Raw genomic sequence first — 25,503 nt, 5'->3', positions numbered from 1 at the left:
TAAAAAATAAAAGAGTAGACGATAGAATAATAAAAAGGCTAGAATGAATAAAAAAACACTAAAAATAGTTACACACAACCTGTGGATAACTTTGTGCACAACCTGTTAATAAAAAGCTGTAAAACTATTAATCTAGCTATAATAGTATTTTTAAAAAAAGTTAAATAAAAAAAGAAGAGTTGTCCACAAAAATCAGTGGATAACTTTCAAATAAATCATAAAAATAAAAGAAAAAATAGTCTTAATGAATGTATAAATAAAAGAAAAACGTTTTAGGTAAATAGTTGAATAATCTTAAAGACGTCATTTATTTTTTATAGTAGAGCAACTAAAAATCCGTGAAATAAACACGAACATTTAATCATTATTTACAAATATTGTTAATAAAAATATTGTAATAACCAATCTTTTATTCTATAATAAGTGAAGACGAAGAAATACACTCTAATATAATTAAGCGATATGGGCTTTAAGTTTCTACCGGACACCGTAAATGATCCGACTATTAGGGGAAAGCTGCTTTTTTTGCTGTCCCAAAATAGTTAGGATTGTACGGTTGATGGAAAATCAACTGTTTTTTTGCGTTTATGGTTAGTAAACCAAAATAAATTGCCTAATAGCCACACTGATTAAATTAGAAAAGAATGCGTTCTTGTACTTCTTTGTAACTATAAATAAGGTGGGAATAAAAAGTGGAAAATTTTTTCAAACTAAAAGAAAATGGAACAACGGTTACAACTGAAGTTATAGCTGGAATTACAACATTTTTTGCAATGTCTTATATTATATTTGTTAATCCTGCAATACTATCTTTAACCGGCATGCCTACTCAAGCCGTTTTTCTTGCTACTCTAATTGCTTCAGCGATTGGAACCTTAGTTATGGGACTATTTGCAAATGTCCCCTACGCACAAGCTCCAGGGATGGGGTTAAATGCTTTCTTTACGTATACAGTTGTTTTCGCTTTAGGTTTTTCATGGCAAGAAGCTTTAGCGATGGTTTTCATCTGTGGTATTTTCAATATTCTAATAACAGTCACAAAAATAAGAAAAATGATTATCAAGTCTATTCCTGAACTGATTCAAAATGCGATTGGTGGAGGAATTGGGATTTTTGTTGCTTACATCGGTATTAAAAATGCAGGGTTTTTACAGTTCACTTCAGAAAGTCCAAATATTCAATCCATTAACAACACGGCTTTTAACGCGACAGAAGCAACATATACAGGTGGTATCGCTAGCGTAGTAACGGATGGTGGCATTATTCCTGGCTTAGTTAATTTTACGGATAAAGGAACACTGCTAGCCTTAATTGGCTTAATCATTACAGTGATTCTCGTAGTATCAAATGTTCGTGGTGCTATTTTAATTGGTATTATTGCTACAACTTTGATTGGTATTCCAATGGGTATCGTTGATTTATCTGCTATTTCTAATCCAGACAACTCTCTGGGAAATGCCATTTCAGAATTACAAATTACATTTGGTGCAGCGTTTGGTGCGAATGGGATGGTTTCATTATTCTCAGATGCTTCTCGTTTACCCTTAGTTTTGATGACTATTTTTGCTTTTAGTCTATCAGATATTTTCGATACAATCGGAACATTTATTGGAACGGGTCGTAAAACAGGTATTTTTACTACAGAAGACGAGTTAGCTTTAGAGAGTGGATCAGGTGTCAAATCTAAAATGGATAAAGCGTTGTTTGCAGATGCGATTGCAACGTCAGTCGGAGCGATTTTTGGTACATCAAACACGACAACCTTTGTTGAGAGTGCTGCTGGAATCGGAGCAGGTGGTCGAACGGGTTTAACTAGTGTAGTGGTGGCTATTTTATTCTTATTATCTAGTTTGTTTTCATCAGTGATTGCTATTGTGCCCCCACAAGCAACAGCAGCGTCATTGGTTATTGTTGGTATCATGATGATGTCTTCACTGCTTGAAATACAATGGAATGATTTAGAAGAAGCCATTCCTGCATTTTTCACTTCCGTTTTTATGGGACTAGCGTATAGTATTTCTTACGGAATTGCTGCTGGTTTTATCTTTTATGTCATCGTTAAAGTAGTCAAAAAGAAAGCCAATGAAATTCATCCAGTCTTATGGATTTCGACAGGCCTATTTATCTTAAACTTTATAGTCCTAGCATTTATTTAACGAAGAGTTAATGGTAGTCTCTTATCTTTCATTATGGAGGATAAGAGACTATTTTTTTGTTTCTTCTTATAAAAACACTAAATAGAGTAGAACATGGAAATAAAGGACCACTATTATTATTGGAACCTGTTACACTAAAAGAAAGAAGCAAACCTTTTTAAAAGAAAGGAGTGAAAAAATGACACCATTCACTGAAAAAGCGATAGCAGTAATGAAAAATATCCCAACTGGAAAAGTAATGACGTATGGACAAATTGCAGAACTAGCTGGCAACAAAAGAGGAGCAAGACAAGTTGTTCGACTCTTACATGCAATGAGTAAAAAGGAGAATCTTCCTTGGCATCGAGTTATAAATGCAAAGGGTGAGATTGGATTAAAAGATGAAGAAGGAAGATTCACCCAAAAAGAAAAGTTAAATGCTGAAGGAATTCACTTAATGAAGAATGGGAAGATAGATTTACTTATCTATCGGTATCAGCCAGAAAAAGAAGAAGACACTTGCTGATAACGAACTACTTTTTTTAAAATAGTTCATCAGTTTTGTTTAAATCTTTGCTTTGCTAATTATAGAAAGATATAATCAATTTAATAAGAAATAAAAGAATGCGCTACTTAAGAAATGGAGATGGGATTATGGATAAGAATAACCAACAAAATAAAACGTTTTTTACGCTAGAAAAAAAAGCTGTTTTCGATGAAGTTCAATCCTCTGAAAAAGGATTAACTTCAGAGCAAGCGGAAAAGAGAATGGCAGAATATGGGCCTAATCAGTTAGATGAGGGGAAAACTAAAAGTTTACTCGTTAAGTTTTTCGAACAGTTTAAAGATTTTATGATCATTGTTTTATTAGCTGCAGCGGTTATTTCAGGTATTTTTGGAGACATAACAGACTCTATTATTATTCTAGTCGTTGTTGTTTTAAATGCTGTTTTAGGTGTTTTTCAGGAAGCGAAAGCCGAGGAAGCCATTAACGCTCTAAGGGAAATGTCCTCACCAGAAGCACGTGTGAAACGTGATGGCGCAGTTATCTCATTAAAAAGTGATCAACTCGTTGTTGGCGATGTTGTTTTATTAGAAGCAGGCAATATTGTGCCAGCAGATTTACGTTTGATAGAAGTGGCCTCTTTGCAAATTGAAGAGTCTGGTTTAACTGGTGAATCCGTTCCCGTTAATAAAGAGTTAACGGTTCTTGAAGACGAAAAGGCAGGTATTGGAGACCGGACAAATATGGCTTATATGAACAGCAATGTTACATACGGTCGTGGCGAAGGTGTTGTTGTAGGAACAGGAATGAATACAGAAGTAGGCGAAATCGCTAAGCTGCTTGCTTCAACAGACGAAACGGTAACACCCCTTCAAAATAATTTGAATCGTTTAGGTAAATACTTAACTGTAGCTATTTTAGCTATCGCTATTATCATATTTGTGGTTGGCTTGTTGAATGGTCGTGGTTGGCTTGATATGCTGTTAACATCTATTTCTTTAGCCGTAGCAGCTATTCCTGAAGGCTTGCCTGCTATCGTGACAATTATTTTAGCATTAGGAACACAAAAAATGGCTAAAAGAAAAGCCCTTGTTCGTAGATTACCAGCTGTTGAAACATTGGGAAGTACAGACATCATTTGTTCCGATAAAACAGGAACACTCACGATGAATCAAATGACAGTTGAAAAACTATATGTTAATGGACAATTACAAGACAGTGCTGCTCCATTAGAACTGGATTCACCAATCTTGTATTCGATGATGCATGCAAATGATACTCAGATATCAGGAGACGGAACATTAATTGGTGATCCGACCGAAACGGCTTTGATCCAGTTTGCTCTGGATAAAGACATTACTGTTTCTGAAGTTTTAGAAAAAGAACCCCGAGTAGCTGAAATTCCATTTGATTCAGAACGAAAGCTAATGTCTACGATTCAAAAACAAGCAGACAAAAAGTTTTTAATAGCCGTCAAAGGTGCACCTGATGAATTATTGAAGAGATGTACACACGTTATTAAAAACGGTAAAGTTGAAGCATTAGATGAAGCGGGTAAACAAACAATTTTAGAGACTAATCATGAGTTAGCTACCCAAGCATTGCGCGTTTTAGCTACTGCTTACAAGCAAGTGGAGACTATACCTACTGATATGAGTTCAGAAAATGTAGAACGAGAGTTGGTTTTCTCAGGATTAATAGGAATGATTGATCCAGAAAGAGAAGAGGCAAAGGGTGCAGTATCTGTTGCACGAAAAGCAGGCATTCGTTCGATTATGATTACAGGCGATCACCGTGATACGGCCGAAGCGATTGCTAAACGATTGGGTATTTTAGAGGCAACACAAGTTGGGGGAGTCATTACTGGTGCTGAATTAGATGAGATTAGTGATGAAGATTTTTCAACCAGAGTAAAAGATTATTCCGTTTATGCTCGTGTTTCTCCTCAACACAAAGTGCGTATTGTTAAAGCATGGCAAAAAGCAGGTAAAATTGTCGCAATGACAGGTGATGGTGTAAATGATGCACCAGCTTTGAAAACAGCAGACATTGGGATTGGTATGGGAATTACTGGTACCGAAGTATCAAAAGGCGCGAGTGATATGGTTTTAGCAGATGATAATTTCTCAACAATTGTTGTTGCAGTAGAAGAAGGTCGAAAAGTCTTCTCAAATATTCAAAAGTCTATTCAGTTTCTATTATCCGCAAACTTAGGTGAAGTATTAACGTTATTTATTGCTACTCTTCTTGGATGGAGTATTTTAGCACCTGTGCATATTTTATGGATTAACTTGGTAACAGATACATTCCCAGCTATCGCTTTAGGATTAGAACCTGCGGAAGCAGATAGTATGGAACAAAAACCTCGTGGAAAAGAAGCGACATTCTTTTCTAATGGTGTCTTAGGTAGCATTATCTATCAAGGAATTCTTGAAGGTGGCATTACACTATTTGTTTATTGGTGGGCAACGAACTACCCGATACACGCCGGAAATGCTGAATTGATTCATAATGATGCTTTGACGATGGCGTTTATCACACTAGGAATGTTGCAACTGTTCCATGCTTTCAACGTGAAATCGGTCAAGAAGTCCCTCTTTACAGTTGGATTCTTTAAGAATAAAATGTTTAATCTATCTATATTAGTTTCAGGAGCATTATTAGCCGTTGTTGTTTTAGTCCCTGGCTTGAATGATGCGTTTAAAGTGACTCATTTAGATACAATCCAGTGGGTAATTGTTTTAAGTGCTTCATTTTCTATTATTCCAATCGTAGAATTAGTTAAATTAGGTATTCGTACGTTTGATAAAAGAAGGTAAGCGAAAATCAATTAGATAGTAAGAAAAGTTTTATTGAGGTTAGGTAGACTCAATAAAACTTTTTTTGTTTTACTCAAAAAGTCCGAGCTTAATTGTTGAACTTCTTACTTAAATAAAGTAAAATGAGGAATCACTAAATTTGAATCATTATTCCTCATATTTAGGGCGTTCGTTCGGGAAAAACGATTGTCTAGGACCTTTAATCTTATGATACACAGGCTTTCCAAGTCATGGGAAGCAAAACAAAGGGAGGATCATCATGACAAATCTTTATATCGTTATCGCATTACTTTTATTTGTGGCGGTTATTTATGCTTTTTGGCGCTTACAAAAAAAACACATCAAATTTTCAACACGCGTTTTTATCGCGTTAGGTTCAGGTATCGTTTACGGTGCAATCTTGCAATTAATTTTTGGAGCATCTGGGGAAGTAACAACAGGGGCTATCCAATGGATTAATGTTGTTGGAACAGGGTATGTGCGTCTATTACAAATGTTAATTATGCCTTTAATTTTTGTTTCGATTGTCGGAGCATTTACTAAAGTTGAAGGAACGAAAGATTTAGGCAAAATTAGTGTAACGGTCTTAACGACCTTACTAGCAACAACAGCTATTGCTGCATTGGTTGGAATTGGAAGTGTGATGCTTTTCAATTTAGATGGTGCAGAATTTGTTCAAGGAGCTGCTGAAACCACTCAGATTGCAGCGCTAGATGAACGAAAAGAAATGGTTGCTGACTTATCATTACCAGAACAAATAGTAAATTTTATTCCATCGAATGTTTTTGCAGATTTATCTAATTCTCGTTCAACAAGTACAATCGCAGTCGTTATTTTTTCGGCTTTTGTAGGAGTAGCGTATTTAGGTGTTATTCGAAAGAATCCAGAAGATGGAGCTTTCTTTGAGAGAATAATTAAAAGTCTATACGCTATCGTGATGAGAATTGTAACGTTAGTTTTAAGACTGACACCTTATGGCGTTTTTGCTTTAATGACAAAAGCTCTAGCAACAAGTGATTTTAATGCATTAGTGAATCTAGGTAAATTTGTCCTAGCCTCTTATGTTGCAATCATTACTATGTTCTTAATTCACATGCTTATCTTACTCGGCTATAAAGTTAATCCTGTTCAGTACCTAAAGAAAACTTGGACAGTATTGAGTTTTGCATTTACTTCTCGTTCAAGTGCAGGAACATTGCCATTAAATATAGAAACACAAACGAAAGCTCTAGGAGTAGATGCTGCTTCAGCTAACTTCGCAGGTACATTTGGTATTTCTATAGGGCAAAATGGTTGTGCGGGTGTCTACCCTGCAATGTTAGCGGCTATTGTAGCTCCTACAGTTGGAATTGATATCTTTAGTCCAGCTTATATTTTGACTATTGTGGCAGTTGTAACAATCAGCTCATTCGGCGTTGCAGGTGTTGGTGGCGGAGCAACTTTTGCAGCTTTAATCGTTTTAGGTGCATTAGACTTACCAGTAGCAATTGTTGGATTAGTTATTTCTGTTGAACCTATTATTGATATGGCTCGGACATTATTGAATGTTAATGATAGTATCTTAGCTGGTATCATTTCATCAAAACGTGTAAATCGCTTTGATGAGTCAGTATTTAATGATGATGAAGCAATCATCAAATCAGATATCTAATATAAAAAATCATCCTTCTCATATGAGAGGGATGATTTTTTATATTAATTGAGTTAAAAAGGATAGTAAAATAAATAGAAACCCGATCATGCCAAAGAGACTTTTAACCTAGTAAAAGTCTTTCAACAATTCGTGAGACTCGCATCAAAAAATTATTTTTCTATCTTTCTTGAAAAACTAGTTTTATAAATAATAATTTTGACAACTTAGCAATTTACTTCGTTGAAGTGTCGGACATAAAAAAGACTGCACTCGACATTATTTCTAGTATTAGCAAGTGGTTTTATTTGAGAGCGCTATAAAAAAATGAGATGATGAGGGTAGCGCTTACAGCTAATTTTTAATGTATCAAAGAGAACCTTTCTATACGACTATCAAAGACTGTCTGAACACTTATTAGTATTTATTTAAAGCAGTTGATTTGGGAGAAAGGTTAATTGTAGTAACAGTCAATTCAAATTTGGTATTTTTTAAAATTACCTTATTAGAGAGCTATGGAACTTTTTTCTTCAACTAAAGATTCTAATGTGGGATCTATTCTTGAAATAGATTCTTGTCCAACAACTTCTCGCGTTTAATTATATTTTATCGTTTTCGTAATCGAAATAAAATAATTGTGTCAGATGATCACCTACTAAGTCTACTTTCAAAATAAGAATAAAATACTATGAGCATATCATTCAATTTTTTTAAGGAAAATGTGTATAGTTAGAGAAACATGTAAGCAAATCCATAGTATTGTGGTAGGAGTATCATTAGTAAAATAAAGGAGGCCTTTTATGAGGACAGAATTATTCGCAATAGGAGATATCCATGGTCAAATTACGTTGTTTAAAGAAATGTTGACCCATTGGAATGAAGCTACGCAACAATTGCTGCTAATAGGAGATCTTGGGGATAGAGGAGAAAATCCAAAAGCCTGTTTTATTTTAGCCGATGAATTAGTAAATAAAAAAGGGGCTATTTGGATAAAAGGAAACCATGAAGAAATGCTCTTAAATTTTCTAGAACAACCAGAAAAGACTAACGATAGATATATCATGAACGGTGGACTCAAGACTCTTGAAACCCTCCTTCATGAAGGAGTAGAAGATGAATATTCTCCAACAGAAATGGCCATGCTAATCGTTGGTCGTTATCCAACGTTAAAACAAAGGTTAACTAGCTTGCCGTTGTATTATGAATGGGGAAATTTTGTTTTTGTGCATGCTGGCGTTGATTTAACTAAAAAAGATTGGAAACAAACGTCACCAAGAGATTTTGTTTGGATTCGAGAACCGTTTCATTCAATGAAAAATAAAACAGGCAAAACAATTGTTTTTGGCCATACGATTACGCCTTCTTTATACGGGGATAATCAAACATCAGACTTATGGATAAAAGACAATAAAATTGGTATTGATGGTGGAGCTGTTTATGGTGGCTCTTTACTAGGTGTTGTTTTTGATAAAACAACAATGCTTAAGCACTATAAGCTTGTGAACAACGGATATGTTTGGGATACAAAAAGGGAATCAAAAGAGAAAATAAAGGATTAGGAGAATGAAGATGATAAAATTTAAAGATGTGTCAAAGGAATATATACCAGGAACTCCCGTTATTTCCAATTTAAACTTAGAAATTAAAGATGGCGAGTTTTTTGTATTAATTGGTCCTAGTGGTTGCGGGAAAACAACACTTTTAAAGATGATTAATCGTTTAATCACGTTAAATTCTGGCTATATTTATGTGAGAGATAAGCCAATTAGTGAATACAACATCCAAGAATTGCGTTGGAATATGGGTTATGTACTGCAACAAATTGCTTTGTTCCCAAATATGACTGTGGAAGAAAATATTACCACTGTTCCAGAAATGAAGAAATGGTCTAAGGATAAGATGTACGATCGAGTCACAGAATTACTGGAAAGTGTTGGACTAGATGCAAAAAGTTACCGTAACAGAAAGACATCAGAATTATCCGGTGGAGAACAGCAACGAATTGGTGTTTTACGAGCTTTTGCTGCTGATCCTGATATTATTTTAATGGATGAACCTTTCGGAGCTTTAGATCCAATTAGTCGCAATAATCTGCAAAAAGATGTTGTAGAGATGCATAAAAAATGGGGCAAAACGATTGTTTTTGTTACTCATGATATGCAAGAAGCCATTTCATTAGGAAATCGTATTGCTTTGATCGATAAAGGTGAAATCGTTCAACTAGGAACGCCAGAAGAAATAGTGAACCACCCTAAAAATGAATTTGTTAGAAATTTCTTAAAGTCAGGTAATATTGAAGTGCAGTCGACTCAAACGATTCAAAATCTTATTGAAGAAGGCTACGTAACGCCAATAGGTAGCCAAGAAAAAAGCGAAACACTGTTATCGACAAATGATACCTTAGATCAGTTAATCGTTAGTCTGTCGAAAGAAGATACAGTATTTATCAAGGATAAAAATAGCCAGTTGATTGGGAAAATAACAAATCAACAAGTGATGTCTTATTTAGCAGCAACTATTGAAAATAGAGGTGAAGTCGGATGAATGAACTAATAAATACGTTTCAAGATCGTAAAGGACTGTTATGGACGGCTTTAATAGAGCACATCCAGCTTTCATTTATTTCTTTATTAATTGCAGTTGCTCTAGCTATTCCACTAGCTATATTTTTAACACACCACAAAAAAATAGCTAATCCAATTATTCAAGTAACAGCTATTTTTCAAACGATTCCTTCATTGGCCTTACTAGGTTTAATGATTCCGTTAGTCGGAATTGGAAAATTACCTGCTGTTATTGCGTTAGTTATCTACGCTTTACTGCCAATACTAAGAAATACTTATACTGGATTAACAGAAGTTGACCCTTCCTTAGTAGAAGCAGCAGATGCAATGGGGATGGATCGCTTTAGAAAATTAATAAAAGTAGAAATGCCTATTGCTATGCCTGTTATAATGGCAGGAATTCGAAATGCGATGGTATTGATTATTGGTACAGCAACGATTGCAGCTTTAATTGGAGCTGGAGGACTCGGAAGTTTGATTTTATTAGGTATTGATAGAGGAAATAATTATCTAATCCTATTAGGTGCAGTTCCTGCAGCTTTATTAGCAGTTGGTTTCGATTATCTCCTTAGTTATTTTGAGAAAACATCGTTTAAAAAGACGGTTATCGTACTGGGTACTGTCACAGTAGTGGTAGCGGGAATTCTGCTTGTTCCATTGTTTACAGGACAAGATAAAGAAATAACGATTGCTGGTAAATTAGGTTCAGAACCTGAAATTATTATGAACATGTATAAAGAACTGATTGAAGATCAAACCGATTTGACGGTAGAATTGAAGCCAAACATGGGCAAAACAACTTTTGTTTTTAATGCTTTAGAATCAGGTGATATTGATATTTATCCAGAATTCACAGGAACAGTATTGGCTACTTTCTTGAATGAACAAGCTGTCTCTACGAGTGAAAAAGAAGTATACGAACAAGCTCGTGATGGTTTAGCAGAACAATATGATATGGCATTGCTTGAACCAATGGCCTTTAATAATACGTATACATTAGCTGTAACTTCTGAGATAGCCGAACAATACAATTTAGAAAAAATGTCTGATTTACAAGGTGTTTCAAATAAAGTTAAAGTTGGTTTCACACTTGAATTTGCTGACCGCCAAGACGGTTACCTAGGCATTCAAGATTTATATGGTGTCACATTTGATAATCTAAAAACAATGGAACCTAAACTTCGCTATCAAGCTATCGAGACGGGTGATATTAATTTGTTAGATGCTTATTCAACAGATAGTGAATTAGAAGAATACGAATTAGTTGTTTTAAAAGATGACAAAGGCTTATTCCCACCTTACCAAGGTGCACCTTTAATGCTAGAGAAAACATTAGACAAACACCCTGAATTAGAAGGTGTATTAAACACACTGAGTGGACAAGTAACGGACGATGAAATGCGTAAAATGAACTATGAAGTTAACGTAAATAGCCAAACTCCACAAAAAGTAGCACAAGACTTCCTAAAATCAAAACAACTAATTAAATAAGATGCGAAGCGCTCTGTTCAGCTCTGAGAGGAAAATGAAAAATACCGCAAGAGGCCAAAAGTCTCGAGGATAAGTTGAATTTTACCAAAGAGCTAGAGTTAAAGTTTAGTTGGCTATAAAAAAGAGAGAGAATGGAGCGAGTGTTCCACACTCTCTCTCTTGCTTTATCTTGGATAAAAAGTTAGGGTAGATAGACTACTAGTAAAGAAACGAGGGTTACAATGAAAATAGGTGTATTATCAGATTTGCATATTGATACAAATGGTAAACACTTACCAGAAAATGAAACCTATGCAAGTTTACTAAGCAAACAGATAGAAAAACAAAAAATCGATCTTTTTTTAATTGCTGGAGATATCAGCAGTGATTACCATGAATCGCAAGCTTTTCTTGACGAACTAACGGCCTTAAGTAAAATTAAACTATTATTTGTACCAGGAAATCATGATTATTGGTCTAGAATAAATGGTGAAAAAGACACAAAAAAAATCTATCAATTTTTTAAAGAACAACCGGAAAGCATCTTAGAAAAACCTTATATTATTAATGATGAATGGGCAGTAGTCGGTAACTCAGGATGGTATGATTATGGATTTGCAGATACAGATCAATACAGTACGGCTGAATTTCAAGAAATGTCTTTACGTGCAGGAACTTGGCAAGATAAGAAGTTTTGCGACTGGGGAGAGTCTGATCAAGCGGTTACTCAGTGGATGTTGGAAAAAATAGAAGAAGATTTAGCTAAAATAGGAGATCGGAAAGTTATTTTGATGACTCATGTAGTGACCCATCCTAAATTCGTTGTGACTTTGCCACATAAAATTTATGATTATTTTAATGCTTTTTTAGGCAGTTCAACGTATGAGAAGCTGTACGAAAAGTACCCTAATATTGCATATAGTATTATGGGACATGTGCACTTTCGAAAAACAGTTTTCGTAAACCAAGTACAATTTATTTGTGCTTGTCTAGGTGGCAAAAAACATTGGCCGACCAAAAGCGTAAAATCAGAATTATTAAACGCGATGATAACCTTTCAATTACCTGAAAACACTAGGAACGAATGAATAAATAAAAGTGACTATTTTTTATAGTTGCTTTTTCATTTTTTAAATTTAAAAAAGAATTCTGACAACTTTGGTTAAAAGTAGAAGATTATGCTAAAATAAGAACGATGAATGGAAATAAGAAAGGAAGAAATGAATGACAGATACAACAGAAGTTTTAGTATTAGATTTATTGAAAAAGGAATTAAAAAGTTACTCTACTAAACAACTAACAACTGTTTTAAATTTATTATCAGAAGGCAATACAGTGCCTTTTATAGCTCGTTACCGTAAAGAAATGACAGGAACTTTGGATGAAGTTCAGATTCGTGAAATAGAGGAACGCTACAACTACCTACAAACGTTAGAAAAGCGTAAAAAAGATGTCATTCGCACGATTGAAGAACAAGGAAAGTTAACACCTGAGTTGAAAAAAAGTATTGAGTTAGCTGAGAAAATGCAACTAGTGGAAGACTTGTACCGTCCTTTCAAGCAAAAGCGAAGAACAAAAGCGACAATAGCTAAAGAGAGTGGCTTAGAGCCATTCGCTGATTGGATGCTTACTTTTCCATCTGCAGCTGTACTAGAAGAAGCAAGCAAGTACATTGATGATGAAAAAAATGTGGAATCAGTTGAATCTGCTTTAGCAGGAGCGCACGAAATTATTGCTGAAAGAATAAGCGATGAACCACGCTATCGTATTTGGATAAGAGAGTATACGCTCAAAAATGGAATTTTAACGACTGGTGTAAAAAAACAAGAAAAAGATGAAAAAGGTGTCTTTGAAATGTATTATGATTACAAAGAGCCAGTCAACAAATTAGTTTCTCACCGTATATTAGCGATTAATCGTGGAGAAAAAGAAGATATCTTGAAAACAGCATTAGTCGTAAATGAAGCGACTGTCTTTAATTATCTAGTGAAAGAGTTGATAAAAGAAGAGAACTCAACAACAACAGTTTATATCAAGGAAGCACTTGAAGACAGTTACAAACGTTTTATCGGTCCCTCAATTGAACGGGAAATTCGCTCTGAATTAACTGCAAAAGCAGATGAACAAGCCATTAATATTTTTGGTGAAAATTTACGTAACTTATTATTGCAACCACCATTAAAAGGAAAAGTTGTTTTAGGCCTTGATCCAGCTTATCGGACAGGGTGTAAATTAGCTGTTATTGATCCGACAGGTAAAGTAATGGATATTGATGTTATTTACCCACACAAACCAGCTGGCAATGAAGCACGTGCGAATGCTGCAGTTAAATTTAAACAGCTAATTGAAAAGTACGAAGTAGAAATGGTTGCTATCGGAAACGGGACAGCCAGTCGAGAATCAGAAACGTTTGTGTCTGATAATCTAAAAGATATAGAACGCCAGGTCTTTTATGTGATTGTTAATGAGGCGGGAGCGTCAGTTTATTCAGCTAGTCCAATTGCTCGTGAAGAGTTCCCTGATTTACAAGTAGAACAAAGAAGTGCTGTTAGTATCGCGCGCCGTTTGCAAGATCCATTAGCTGAATTAGTTAAAATAGATCCAAAGTCAGTTGGTGTTGGTCAATACCAGCACGACGTTTCACAAAAACATTTAGAAGAACGCTTGGATTTTGTTGTAGAAACAGCGGTTAACCAAGTAGGTGTTAATGTTAATACCGCTAGTGCGCAATTATTGAAACACGTTGCAGGGTTGAATAAAACAACAGCAACTAACGTCATCACTTACCGCGAGGAGAATGGGCGTTTTGAAAGTCGTGCTCAGCTGAAAAAAGTCCCGCGTTTAGGACCTAAAGCGTATGAACAATCTGTTGGATTTATGCGAATCGTAGATGGGAAAAATGTATTAGATAATACGGGGATTCACCCAGAGACGTACAAACAAGCAAAAGAAATTCTTGATTTAGCGGGAATAGCTTTAGAAGATGTAGGCAGTATGAAAGCTAAAAAAGCTCTAGAGTTACTAGATATGGCTAAGTTAATTGAAGCAACAACATTAGGAAAAGAAACTATAAAAGATATGTTAGAGGCTCTATTTACACTAGGTCGCGACTTACGTGATGAAATGTCAGCGCCTTTATTGAGAACAGATGTATTAAGCATGGAAGACTTGCAAGAAGGAATGGAATTGGAAGGAACGGTTCGCAATGTAGTTGATTTTGGTGCATTTGTAGACATCGGAGTAAAACAAGATGGATTAGTGCATATTTCGAAACTAAGTAAAGGTTACGTTCAACACCCAACAAATGTAGTAGCTGTTGGCGATGTTGTGACCGTTTGGGTAGAAGAGATCAATGTGAATAAAGGTCGGATTTCGTTAACGATGTTGGCCCCTAAAAAGAAAGAGTAGTCTAAAATAGCAAAAAACAAGAGAAGAAGTCAGGAAGAGATGACTTTTCTTGTTTTTTTGTTTAGTATTACGGCTAGAGTATTTTTAATAGTGAGGAGATTTTATGGATTTATATCATTTATTTCAAGATTTAGAAAAAAATACAGACAGTGAAAAAGCAAAAAAAATGTCCGCATATATGAGAAACCAGTTTTTATTTTTAGGTGTACAAGCAACTACAAGAAAAAAAGTAAGCCATCCTTACTTTAAAGAGGCTAAAAAAACAAGGATGATTGACTGGAAATTTATTAGTGAATGCTGGGAAAAACCCTATAGAGAAGCCCAATATGTCGCTATAGATTATTTAAATACGCTGAAAGATCTGCTAGTTTTAGAAGATAGTGAAAAAATTAAGGCAATGATTGTAAACAAATCCTGGTGGGACACAGTAGATGGACTTCATAGAGTGGTAGGGAGTTTGGCTTTAAATTATCCTGAGCTAAATAAAACACTGATTCTATGGAGCTTGGATGAGAATATGTGGTTGAGGAGAGTTGCAATCGATCATCAACTTCTTAGAAAAGAAAAGACGAATAAAGAGCTTTTAGAAGAAATAATCAGTCACAACTTTGGCCAAGAGGAGTTTTTTATTAACAAAGCAATTGGCTGGGCACTAAGAGACTATAGTAAAGAAAACCCAAAATGGGTGAGAGCGTTTATTGAAAAGTATAAAGAAAACCTTTCAAAACTAAGTATCAGAGAAGGGAGCAAATACATCTAGTTTAAGGAAATAGTCGTCCTATGAAAGAGGAATGGAGAAATGAGTTTGAACCAAATTGAATTACAAAAATTAGTAGAAGAATTATCCATAGATTATTTTAAACGACCATTCGAACACGCTGCTACCTTTAATAGTCGTTTACGCACAACAGGTGGACGGTATCATTTGAAATCACATAATGTAGACTTTAATCTGAAAATTTTAGAAACATTTGGTATGCTAGAATTCGTAAAGGTTATCAAACATGAACTATGTCATTATCATTTGCATCTTACTGGAAAAGGCTACCAGCATAAAGACAATGATTTTAAGGTATTACTGAAACAAACAGGTGGAAGTCGATTTGTTCAATCAGTAAAAACAACGAGCAATGAAAAAAAATTGTGGCTTTATCGATGTAAGAACTGTCAACTCATTATTCGTAGACAACGCCGTTTTGATACCACAAAATTTGTTTGCAAAAAATGCAAAGGTAAATTAGTTTTACAGAATGTAGAGGAGCAACTTTAAAGAGTGCTTTAATGATTTATTTACCAATCAGAAAATGAGGGGATAGAATGCATCAAAGTACAGCCATTCAAGAACTGTTAACAAAAACTTTTCCGGAATACAATAAAAAAGCAGCTAAACAGGAAGCCATTACTGAAACAAATAAACAATTCAACCTATTAAGGGGACTAGTTGAACCAGAAAAAACTAGAAAAAAGTGGGTAATGGGTTCTTTTTTAACCAAAAGAAAAACAGATTTCACAACCTCTGGTGCAGTCAAACTTGCGAACGAATGGGATGTTTTCCCTGAATGGAAAGGTCAATTAGATCAAGCAATGGTTCGCTTGAGGAAACGAACTAGGATGGTATCTGTTCTAGATTACGGCGCTGTTGGTGATGGCAGGACAGATTGTACACAGGCTTTTAAAAAAGCTATCTCTTTAGGATTTCGTTGTGTTGTTATTCCTCCAGGCACATACCGAGTAAGCGGGATTCGATTGCCCTCTTACACAGAATTAATTGGGAGTGGGACAGAACAAACGCAGGTGATTCTTTCAGATTCTGCACCTAAGAGGGCAAAGCTACTGACAAACCGGCATTATTTAAAAGGCAATAGCCATATTCGAATTGAGGGTTTAACAGTAGATTGGAACCATGAGCGACTGTTAAGTAGCCAAAGAACAGCATCGGGTGGGACGAGTTCAAGTGGACTCACATTGGCTCACGTTCGTTTTGCTTTAGTTAAAAATGTGACAGTAAAAAATCCAGGCCTACATGGTGTTGATATTACGTCAGCCTTTTACAACTATTTAGGAGACGGTAAGCGTTCACGTCTTGGCAGTCAGTATGTTTGGGTAGATCAAGTAGAGTCATATGGATTTGGTGATGATGGTATTACCACACATCATAGCGATGATATTTTAATTAGTAATTGTTTTTTACATCATCCAAGTGGGCGCGCACACAAAAAAGGACTTTCTAATTCTAATGGAATAGAAGTAGATGATGGCTCTCAACATGTAACATTGGTCAATAATTTAAGTGCCTACTGTTTTGGCGGTGTAGAAATAAAAGCCCACAAAACAAGTTCAGCAGCTTCTGATACTCAAATTGTTGGGCATCTTTCCTATCGGGATAATCGTTCCTATAATTTTAGACACATTGGACACCATCTTTTAACTGATACAGCAAGTTCTTCAGCTTTCGGGATACGCGGAACGTTTCTTGCTTCTTACTTTCCTCAAGAAACAAGCCTTTATCTAAACTCTACAAAAAGAGCTCTTGTCATATCAGCTTATCAAAAAGTAGCAATCAATCATTTTTTTGCTGAAACACAATCAAATTCACCAATAGGATCTAGAAACAGAGCCATTTCAATTCAATATAGAGCAAAAGAAGTGACGATAAAGAATATTCAGTTGAAGAACTATTTCGAAAAAAATCGTGCAGTTAGAGTTAGTGATACGACGTCTCATATTCAGATAAGTTATAAAAAAAAATGAACGTTGCACATATTTGTGTGGCGTTCATTTTGTGTAAATAAGTTATTTATGAAAAAAATGTACCGGGTAAGTTCCTCTTTCTGATAAAAAGGAAAGAGGAACTATTTGCTATAATAAAGTAATGGAAAATTCTTCTCTGTAACGGACTTATCTTTTATACAAAATAGATTAATTTTTTAATTATTAAACATTAGTCGGTTTTAGGCACGTATATTATATCACAAATGTGGAAGATAAATTTAAAGACATTAGCTTAATTAAAACTTTTTTTAAGAGGGGGATTTTTAAAAATGACTACCTTATAGTGTAGTTTTAAAGGTCTTGTTATCTCATATTACTACTAGTATAATTTGATTCAGTATTAGTCTAACTTTTTTAGACTATAGTAAAATTCTCGATGACTACAAAAATGTTTGTGAATTAAATTTAAAACCATACTGATTTATGTTGTATCAAAGTACATCCATAAGAAAGGATATACAAATTATCCAATAGAATATTTAATCTTATGAAATTAACTAAAGTAGTGGAGGAGAAAAATATGGGGAAAATAGTTTCTAGATTGATGGTGTTGTTACTGGTTATCCAAATTATAGTACCAGTATTATTCGTTACGGCGATGAAATTAGATAAACAGCCAGCTGAATTTACCATTTTAGATTTATCAATAAAAGAGAGTAGCGATGATTCTATTATTCAGCTAGTAGCAGAAAAAATGACAGCTGAAATAACTTTAAATATCGAAAAAAATAAAGAGCAAAATGAGGAATTAATATTAACTATTTCTAATAATTTTTTACTTGTTTCAAAAAATGAAAGTGAACTCCTTTCTACTTCCGGAAAGTTATTAGGTACCTACAAAGTAGAAGAGGAAAAAGTTATTCTTTCATTAGTAGAAGGAGCTTTGCTAGAGAATGCTTCACTTCAGTTTGAAGGAAGCTATACTGGACCAGTTAATGCACAAGATCAACTAGTTATCACAGGTGGGATACAAGAATTTAATAAAGCTATTTTTTTGAAAAAAGAAGAAGCTAGTGAGAATGAAAAAGAGGAAGAAGTAACGGATGTTGGATTAAATAAAGATAAAAACTCTTCAACGATAGACTCATCAGGTATAGCTTCTTCGAATGAAGACTTATCATTTGTAGAAAATGAAAAAGAAGAAGCAGTAGCGAATGATGAATCAAATAAAGGCAAAAACTCTTCAACGATAGACTCATCAAGTATAATTTCTTCGAATAAAGACTTACTATCTGTAGAAGATAAATCAAATAAAGATAAAAATAGCTCAAATGAATCAGTAAATAAATTAGTTGTTTCTAAAAAAGAAAATACCTCAAAAGAAAGGAGAATAGATAGAAAAGTATCAAGTAAAGAAAAAGGTTTGCCTCAAAATATCAGAACGTATTTTAATGAAAGTGAAGATTCATCTATTCTTATAAAAGGAGAAGTAACGTTTAGAGATAGAGTAGATAAAGCTACTGAAAAAATAACCTTGACTTCAATAGCTACTACAACATTTGAGTGGGTTATTCCAGGTTATGTATCTGTCCAAATCAAAAACAATGATATTTTTGAATTCAACTTACCAGAAGAATTGAAACTGACACAAACGATTACGAGAGATTTAGCAGATACTAACGGAATCGTTTATGGACAGTTTACAGCTGCTCCATCTGGAAAAGTAGTAATAACTTTCAACAATGAAGCAGCCAGTCATCCTGGAGGCATCAAAGGAGATATTTGGTTCGATTCAGAACTAAATGAAGCTAAAATTAAAGAAGCAGGACCAATAAAAATCGATTTACCTGTTCAAGAACAAAGGATAACGGAATTTATTATTAAAACAAATTTTAAGAAAACTATTGAAAAATCAGGCATAATTAGCAATAGTTTAAATCCATCAAAAGCTACGTGGACGATCGATTTCAATAAGGGATTAGATAAGCGAATCAATACAAAAATAATAGAAATACTTCCAACAGGAAATGAATATGTCTCTGCTAAGGTTTATAAATTAGTTGTAAATTTAAAAGGAGAAGTTATTAGATTTGAAGAATTAACAGAGGGGTTTTCTATAGATAGTGCTGGCAATGTTTCTTTTGAAGGTGTAATAGAGAACGCTTTTCGGATTGTTTACGAAACAAAAATACTAGACTCTATCAAAGAAGATGCAGGAAACAGTATTGATTTAGTAAATAAGGCCGAACTAACATCAGATGAAAGTGCAGGCTCACTATCTGCAGAAGCTACTGTAAGAGCAAATTTTGGTAAAATGCTAACAAAAGTAAAAACAGATTATATTCCTGAAACACAAGTATTCTCTTGGGCTGTCCGTTACAATTATGGGGTTAAAACTATTGAAAAAGCAGAAGCTACTTTAACAGATACCATGGACGATAGGTTAGAAGTTGATGAGAGTACTATCCTTCTCCAAAAAGTTGAGCCTATATCTGAGACGACTGAAAAAAAGCCAGTTAATTTAGTTATAGGGATAGACTATGAAATTATAAAGAATGGAAATGGATTTAAAGTTAACTTTCTAAAAGATATTAATTATGCTGTTAAACTAACTTATAAGACTAAAGTTAAAGCTGGAGTTATTATTGACAGTGAAAGTTCAAAAGGTGAATTAGGTAATGTGAAAAATACGATTACCACTAAAGAAATAATTAAAAGTGAATCAAGTGGTACATTGGTACAACAAGGAATTATAAAATCTAGAACCGGGATTGACTATGCAACTAAACTAATCTCTTGGAAAATGGACGTTAATCAAAATAGGTACCAAATGAGTAATGCTACTTTTTCTGATACGTTTATGAACGAAGGTCTAACATTAAATGAAGACAGTTTTGAAATAAAAGATACAACAAATACAATAAATAAAACTTTACTAAGGAATATAGATTATGTATTAACATTAAAAGCTGATAAAAAAGGATTTGATATCAAACTAATAGGTGCCTATGAAATGGGGATGGCAAGCCCATTAACTATTACGTATAAGACACCTTATGTAAGAAATGATTTGATAAGCAGCACAACGATTTTTAAAAATGCTGTTACATTAAACTGGTTAGATAATAACGGCAGAATGCGTGTTAATTCTAGTAGTGCTGAAGTAAATCCGAAGAATGAAACAAAAAATAATGGTTTTAAAAACGGAAGCTATGATGCTATACATAAAAGAATCAGTTGGAAAGTTGGGGTAAACTATAATGGGGAAGTAATCCAAGCAGGAGCTGAAATAACTGATGTAATAAACGGAAATCAAGAGTATCTGGCAAATGAAGAATATAAAGCTAGGTTATATCGTTATACAATTGATACAACTGGTAATGTCATTAAAAGGGAAGAAGTAACCTCAGCTGAGCCAATAAAGAGTATAGAACTAAATGGTAAACGAACACTAATAGCCAAGTTACCAAATGAAGCGATTGGAACAACAAATGCCTATGTATTGGAATTTAATACGTCTTTAGTGGGTCAGGTTATAGAAACTCAAAATAAGTATACGAATGTAGCTAAATTCATAAATAAAGATAGCCCAAATCGTCTATATACTGGAACAGTTTCAATCAAAAATGGCGGAGATTTAGCAACAAAAAGTGGGAAGCAAAATATAACTGATGGTATTTTTATTGACTGGACAGTACCAATCAATAAAAGTCAGTCTACAATAACAGATGCCTTAATTGTAGATATACCTTCGAAAAATCAAATTCTAGTTTTAGACTCGCTTAACATTTATCCATTAATTGTAGAAGTTAATGGTGATTATACAAAATCAACTACTAGTTTGATAAAAGACAGTGATTATACGTTAGATGTTACAACAGATAATCTCACTGGACAACAAGAAATAACGATTAAATTCATTGGTGATTTTGAAACGATTACAACTGCCTATGAAATGAACTACAGTACGTTGTTAAATTTAGATAAAAATGATAATACTGTAACGAATAAAGTAGTCTTTTCAGGTGAAAATAAAGTAGCAGTTGAAAAAGAAGTTTTAGAATCTATTCAAGCACAATTTTCTTCTGGTGGCGGTTCAGTCTCTGGTGAAAAGGGTACGATTACAGTTAAAAAGAGTGGATCAGATGGTAAGTTACTAGAAGGCACAAAATTTGAGTTATGGAATGCAGCAAAAACGGTTATTGTGCGAACAGGGACGATTAACGACACTGGAATACTGACCTTTGGTAACTTAATCTATAGTGATTATTACTTGAAAGAAGTATCCGCACTTCCGGGCTACACAGTATCTGATGAGTTAGTTGCAGGAAAGAAAGTAACAGTAAATAGTATTACATCGAATTCGCTACTGGATATTGATGTGCCATTAACTAATGACTTAAGCAAAGTAGTTATTGAGAAATCAAATGGTGAAACCACATTGCTTAAAGATGCCGAATTTAAACTATTAATAAAAACTGAGTCCGGCTATGATGTAATAGATGAGTATAAATCAATAAAGACTGGCACAAATGGTGAAATTACTTTAGAAGGGCTTTTACCAGGAAATTACCGTTTAAACGAGCTAAAAGCTCCTGTCGGCTACTTGTTAAATACTGATCCGATTGATTTTATAGTAACTAAAAAAGGTATTCAAGTTCCAACAGTTTCTGTCAAAGCGATTAATTACCAAGGTTCAGTTCAGTTAATAAAAGCTAATAAAGCTGGAGAAAAACTTAGTGGAGCTGAGTTCTCTGTTTTAAATAAAGCTGGAGAAGCCATTCAAACAGAGTTGATATCTAATTCAGATGGCGTAGTAATAGCTAATAATTTAGCACCCGGGGAATACAGTTTTGTAGAAACCAAAGCAGCTGTAGGATACCTAATTAATACGACTCCGGTTAATTTTACGATTGGAAATGAAGCAGCAGGGGAACCAAAGGCTGTAATTGTAGGTGAACTACTAAACTTTAAAGGTACAGTTGAATTAGAAAAGAAAGATAAAAATGGTGAGCTTCTTTCAGGTGCTGTTTTTGAACTAACTGGCGATAATGGTTACGAAGCATCAAACTTTACAACGAAAGATGGAAAGATTACAGTAGATAATTTAAAACCGGGTGAATATGAGTTTAAGGAAATTACTGCACCAATAGGATTCATTAAAAACACAACGGCAGTGCCTTTTGAAGTAAAAGCAAGTGAAACAGGAGAACCAGCAGTTATTAAAACCACTTCTGTTAACTATAAAGGATCAGTAGAATTCGAAAAAATAAATGAAGTAGGTAAAGGACTTGGAGAAGCAGAGTTTTCTATTCTTGACAGTAAAAAGCAGCTAATTCAAGATAAACTAGTCTCAGATATTGATGGACTAGTGAAAATTAATGAATTAGCACCGGGTGTCTACACTTTTGTAGAAACTAAAGCACCTAAAGGATATTTGATTAATACAGCTCCGATTGAATTTACGATTGCAGATCAAATAGCAGGAGAACCACCTGCTGTAGTTGTAGGAGAATTCAAAAACTACAAAGGAACTGCCCAACTAAAAAAAATAGATAGTAAAAATAAAGTCCTCCAGGGAGCGATATTCTCAATCTTGAACGAAGTAGGAGATACGGTTCAATCTGGTTTGATTTCAGACAAAGAAGGTTTAGTCAATGCAGAGAATCTTATCCCAGGAAACTATACTTTTGTAGAGACTAAAGCACCTACGGAATATATAATCAATACAACACCTATAAAATTTGTTATTGCGAATGAAGCAGTGAACAAGCCAGCACTTGTAGAAGCTGGCACATCGATTAACTATCAGGGAATTGTCCAATTGAAGAATGTAGATGGAAAAGGTAAACAACTTCAAGGAGCAACATTCTCCATCGTAAATACAAAAGGAGATACGGTCTTAGCTGATTTAGTATCAGGTAAAGATGGCTTAATCATAGTGGATGAACTTGCTCCAGGAGATTACCGCTTTATAGAAACAGGAGCAGTACCAGGTTATATCTTAAATGATAAAGAAAGCAACTTTACGATTGTTGCTGAAGAAGCGGGTAAACCAAATGCTGTTCTCGTTGGAGATTTTGCCAACTATCAAGGATCCGTTGAACTAACTAAAACAGATAACAAAGAAACGTTACTTTCAGGAGCAGTTTTCGAATTAACTGGAGATAATGGTTACGAAGCAACAAACTTTACAACAAAAGATGATAAAATTACAGTAAATAATTTGAAACCAGGTAAGTATGAATTCAAAGAAGTAACTGCACCAGTAGGTTTTATTATAAATACTACGGTATTACCATTTATAGTTGAGGCTGTTCAAAACGAAGGGCCAAAATTAATAAGTGTTTCTACAATAAATTATAAAGGTTCTGCTCAGCTAATGAAAAGAGATACAGATGGCAAGGAATTAGCTGGAGCTGAGTTTATTGTCAAAAATGAAGCAGATAAACAAGTAGGAGAAAAAATCATTTCAGATGAAAATGGTTTAGTTAAAGCAACAGAGTTAGTACCTGGCAACTATACATTTGTTGAAGTTAAGGCACCTTCAGGATTTGTTACAAATAACAAGCCGCTTGCATTCACTATCGAAGCAGCTTCATTAGGACAACCTGAAGTAGTTATCGTAGATGATCTAACGAACTACAAAGGAACCGTTCAGTTGCTTAAAACAGATGCAAATGATAAAGAATTAGAAGGAGCAGAATTTTCTATATTTGATAAAGACAATGATTTGATACAAGATAAATTGATGTCTGACTCAAAAGGAATGGTACGAGCTGGAAATCTAGCGCCTGGTAAGTATACGTTTGTTGAAACAAGTGCAGCAGTAGGGTTTATCTTGAATACGACGCCGATTGAATTTACTATTACAAATAAAGCGGCTGATAAACCGGATACCGTTGATGCTGGAAATGTAATAAACTATAAAGGCTCTGCTCAATTAACAAAAGTAGATGAAGAAGGTAAGGGTCTTGAGGGAGCAACATTCTCCATCATAAATACAAAAGGAGATACGGTCCTAGCTGATTTAATGTCAGATATGGATGGTTTGGTTAAAGCCGAGGAACTAGTACCAGGAGATTATCGCTTTATAGAAACAGGAGCAGTACCAGGTTATATCTTAAATGATAAAGAAAGTAACTTTACGATTGTTGCTGAAGAAGCGGGTAAACCAAAAGCTGTTCTCGTTGGAGATTTTGCCAACTATCAAGGATCCGTTGAACTAACTAAAACAGATAAAAAAGATACGTTGCTTTCAGGAGCAGTTTTCGAATTAACTGGAGATAATGGTCACGAAGCAACAAACTTTACAACAAAAGATGGTAAAATTACAGTAGATAATTTGAAACCAGGTAAGTATGAATTTAAAGAAATTTCTGCACCAACAGGTTTCATTATAAATACAAAAATAATACCATTTACAGTAGAAGCTGTACAAAATGAAAAACCTAGATTAATTGATGTTTCATCTATCAATTACAAAGCTGAAGCTCAATTAATGAAAATAAACGCATCAGGTAACGGCCTTAAAGGGGCCGAGTTCTCAGTGACCAATATGGATGGCAAAACCATTCAAACTGGTTTAGTATCGGATGAGACCGGTTTAGTTAAAGCTGAGGGACTTGCACCAGGTGAGTATCTATTTGTGGAAACAAAAGCACCTAAAGGATATATTAAGAATACACTATCTATGAAATTCATTGTTATGGATTCTTTATTGGAAGAACCAAAAGTCATTAAAGTAGGCAACTTGACTAATTATCAAGGTTCAGTCGTGTTGACTAAGACAGATTCAATTAAAGAACAGGTATTACTTGGAGGAGCGGTCTTTGACTTAACCGATAAGGATGGAAGAATACTCCAAGCAGATTTAAAAACAGATGGAAATGGTCAAATTAGTCTATCTGGTTTGGAACCTGGTGAGTATGCATTTTCTGAAACGAAAGCACCTATAGGATATGTGCTAGCTAAAAAACCTATCGTATTTACTATTGTAGCTGAGCATGAAGGGAAGCCTGAAATGGTTGCTATGACAGTTAAAAATGATCGTTTGATAGTGAACGAGGATCCAAAAGGTAACTTGCCTCAAACTGGAGAAGATCAAACTTATTTATATGCTTTTGCAGGCTCGCTATTAATGACAGGATCTGGACTCTATCTTGTTAACATGCAAAATAAGAAAAGAAAAAATAAAGAACAAGAATAAAAGATAAATAAGTGAATGAATTAAGATAGAAATCAAAAAACTTCTACTCAT

At 34.5% G+C, this 25,503-nt stretch carries 13 protein-coding genes and 1 riboswitch; all 13 genes read left to right on the top strand.

The annotated features are described in order from the left end of the window. Positions 1 to 425: 425 nt before the first annotated feature. Positions 426 to 525, top strand: a riboswitch (purine riboswitch). Positions 526 to 692: 167 nt separating this feature from the next. Further along, positions 693 to 2,156, top strand: a complete 1,464-nt coding sequence (locus ACMHYH_RS07820; RefSeq protein ID WP_414838846.1) for an NCS2 family permease — start codon at positions 693 to 695, stop codon at positions 2,154 to 2,156. A gap of 178 nt (positions 2,157 to 2,334) precedes the next feature. Continuing rightward, positions 2,335 to 2,661, top strand: a complete 327-nt coding sequence (locus tag ACMHYH_RS07815) for an MGMT family protein (protein WP_414838845.1) — start codon at positions 2,335 to 2,337, stop codon at positions 2,659 to 2,661. 128 nt (positions 2,662 to 2,789) lie between these two features. Further along, positions 2,790 to 5,459 carry a cation-translocating P-type ATPase gene (locus ACMHYH_RS07810; RefSeq protein ID WP_414838844.1) on the top strand — a complete coding sequence of 890 codons (2,670 nt, stop codon included), beginning with the start codon at positions 2,790 to 2,792 and terminating at the stop codon, positions 5,457 to 5,459. Between the two features lie 259 nt (positions 5,460 to 5,718). Next, positions 5,719 to 7,110 carry an L-cystine transporter gene (locus ACMHYH_RS07805; RefSeq protein WP_414838843.1) on the top strand — a complete coding sequence of 464 codons (1,392 nt, stop codon included), beginning with the start codon at positions 5,719 to 5,721 and terminating at the stop codon, positions 7,108 to 7,110. Positions 7,111 to 7,889: 779 nt separating this feature from the next. Beyond that, on the top strand, positions 7,890 to 8,648 hold the full coding sequence (locus ACMHYH_RS07800; protein ID WP_414838842.1) for a metallophosphoesterase: 759 nt from the start codon (positions 7,890 to 7,892) through the stop codon (positions 8,646 to 8,648). Between the two features lie 10 nt (positions 8,649 to 8,658). After that, positions 8,659 to 9,633, top strand: a complete 975-nt coding sequence (locus ACMHYH_RS07795; RefSeq protein WP_414838841.1) for an ABC transporter ATP-binding protein — start codon at positions 8,659 to 8,661, stop codon at positions 9,631 to 9,633. Beyond that, positions 9,630 to 11,144, top strand: coding sequence for an ABC transporter permease/substrate-binding protein (locus ACMHYH_RS07790; RefSeq protein ID WP_414838840.1), 1,515 nt, complete (start codon positions 9,630 to 9,632; stop codon positions 11,142 to 11,144). The genes ACMHYH_RS07795 and ACMHYH_RS07790 overlap by 4 nt, the downstream gene beginning before the upstream one ends. Before the next feature lie 221 nt (positions 11,145 to 11,365). Further along, positions 11,366 to 12,211, top strand: a complete 846-nt coding sequence (locus ACMHYH_RS07785; protein WP_414838839.1) for a metallophosphoesterase — start codon at positions 11,366 to 11,368, stop codon at positions 12,209 to 12,211. A 136-nt stretch (positions 12,212 to 12,347) separates the two neighbouring features. After that, a complete protein-coding gene (locus tag ACMHYH_RS07780; protein ID WP_414838838.1) occupies positions 12,348 to 14,531 on the top strand; it encodes a Tex family protein in 2,184 nt (727 codons plus the stop codon). Between the two features lie 103 nt (positions 14,532 to 14,634). Next, entirely contained in the window at positions 14,635 to 15,291 is a 657-nt protein-coding gene (locus tag ACMHYH_RS07775; RefSeq protein WP_414838837.1) for a DNA alkylation repair protein, read from the top strand. Positions 15,292 to 15,336: 45 nt separating this feature from the next. Continuing rightward, positions 15,337 to 15,801, top strand: coding sequence for a SprT family protein (locus ACMHYH_RS07770; RefSeq protein WP_414840372.1), 465 nt, complete (start codon positions 15,337 to 15,339; stop codon positions 15,799 to 15,801). Positions 15,802 to 15,848: 47 nt separating this feature from the next. Continuing rightward, entirely contained in the window at positions 15,849 to 17,282 is a 1,434-nt protein-coding gene (locus ACMHYH_RS07765) for a glycosyl hydrolase family 28-related protein (RefSeq protein WP_414838836.1), read from the top strand. A gap of 541 nt (positions 17,283 to 17,823) precedes the next feature. Beyond that, positions 17,824 to 25,452: a SpaA isopeptide-forming pilin-related protein gene (locus ACMHYH_RS07760; protein ID WP_414838835.1), complete on the top strand. Its 7,629-nt coding sequence runs from the start codon at positions 17,824 to 17,826 to the stop codon at positions 25,450 to 25,452. Positions 25,453 to 25,503 lie beyond the last annotated feature (51 nt).

It is taken from the genome of Carnobacterium sp. TMP28 (genome assembly GCF_047553015.1).
Classification (GTDB): Bacteria; Bacillota; Bacilli; order Lactobacillales; family Carnobacteriaceae; genus Carnobacterium_A.
Note: the sequence above shows the minus strand (reverse complement) of the source record. Positions and strands in the feature narration are given on the sequence as shown.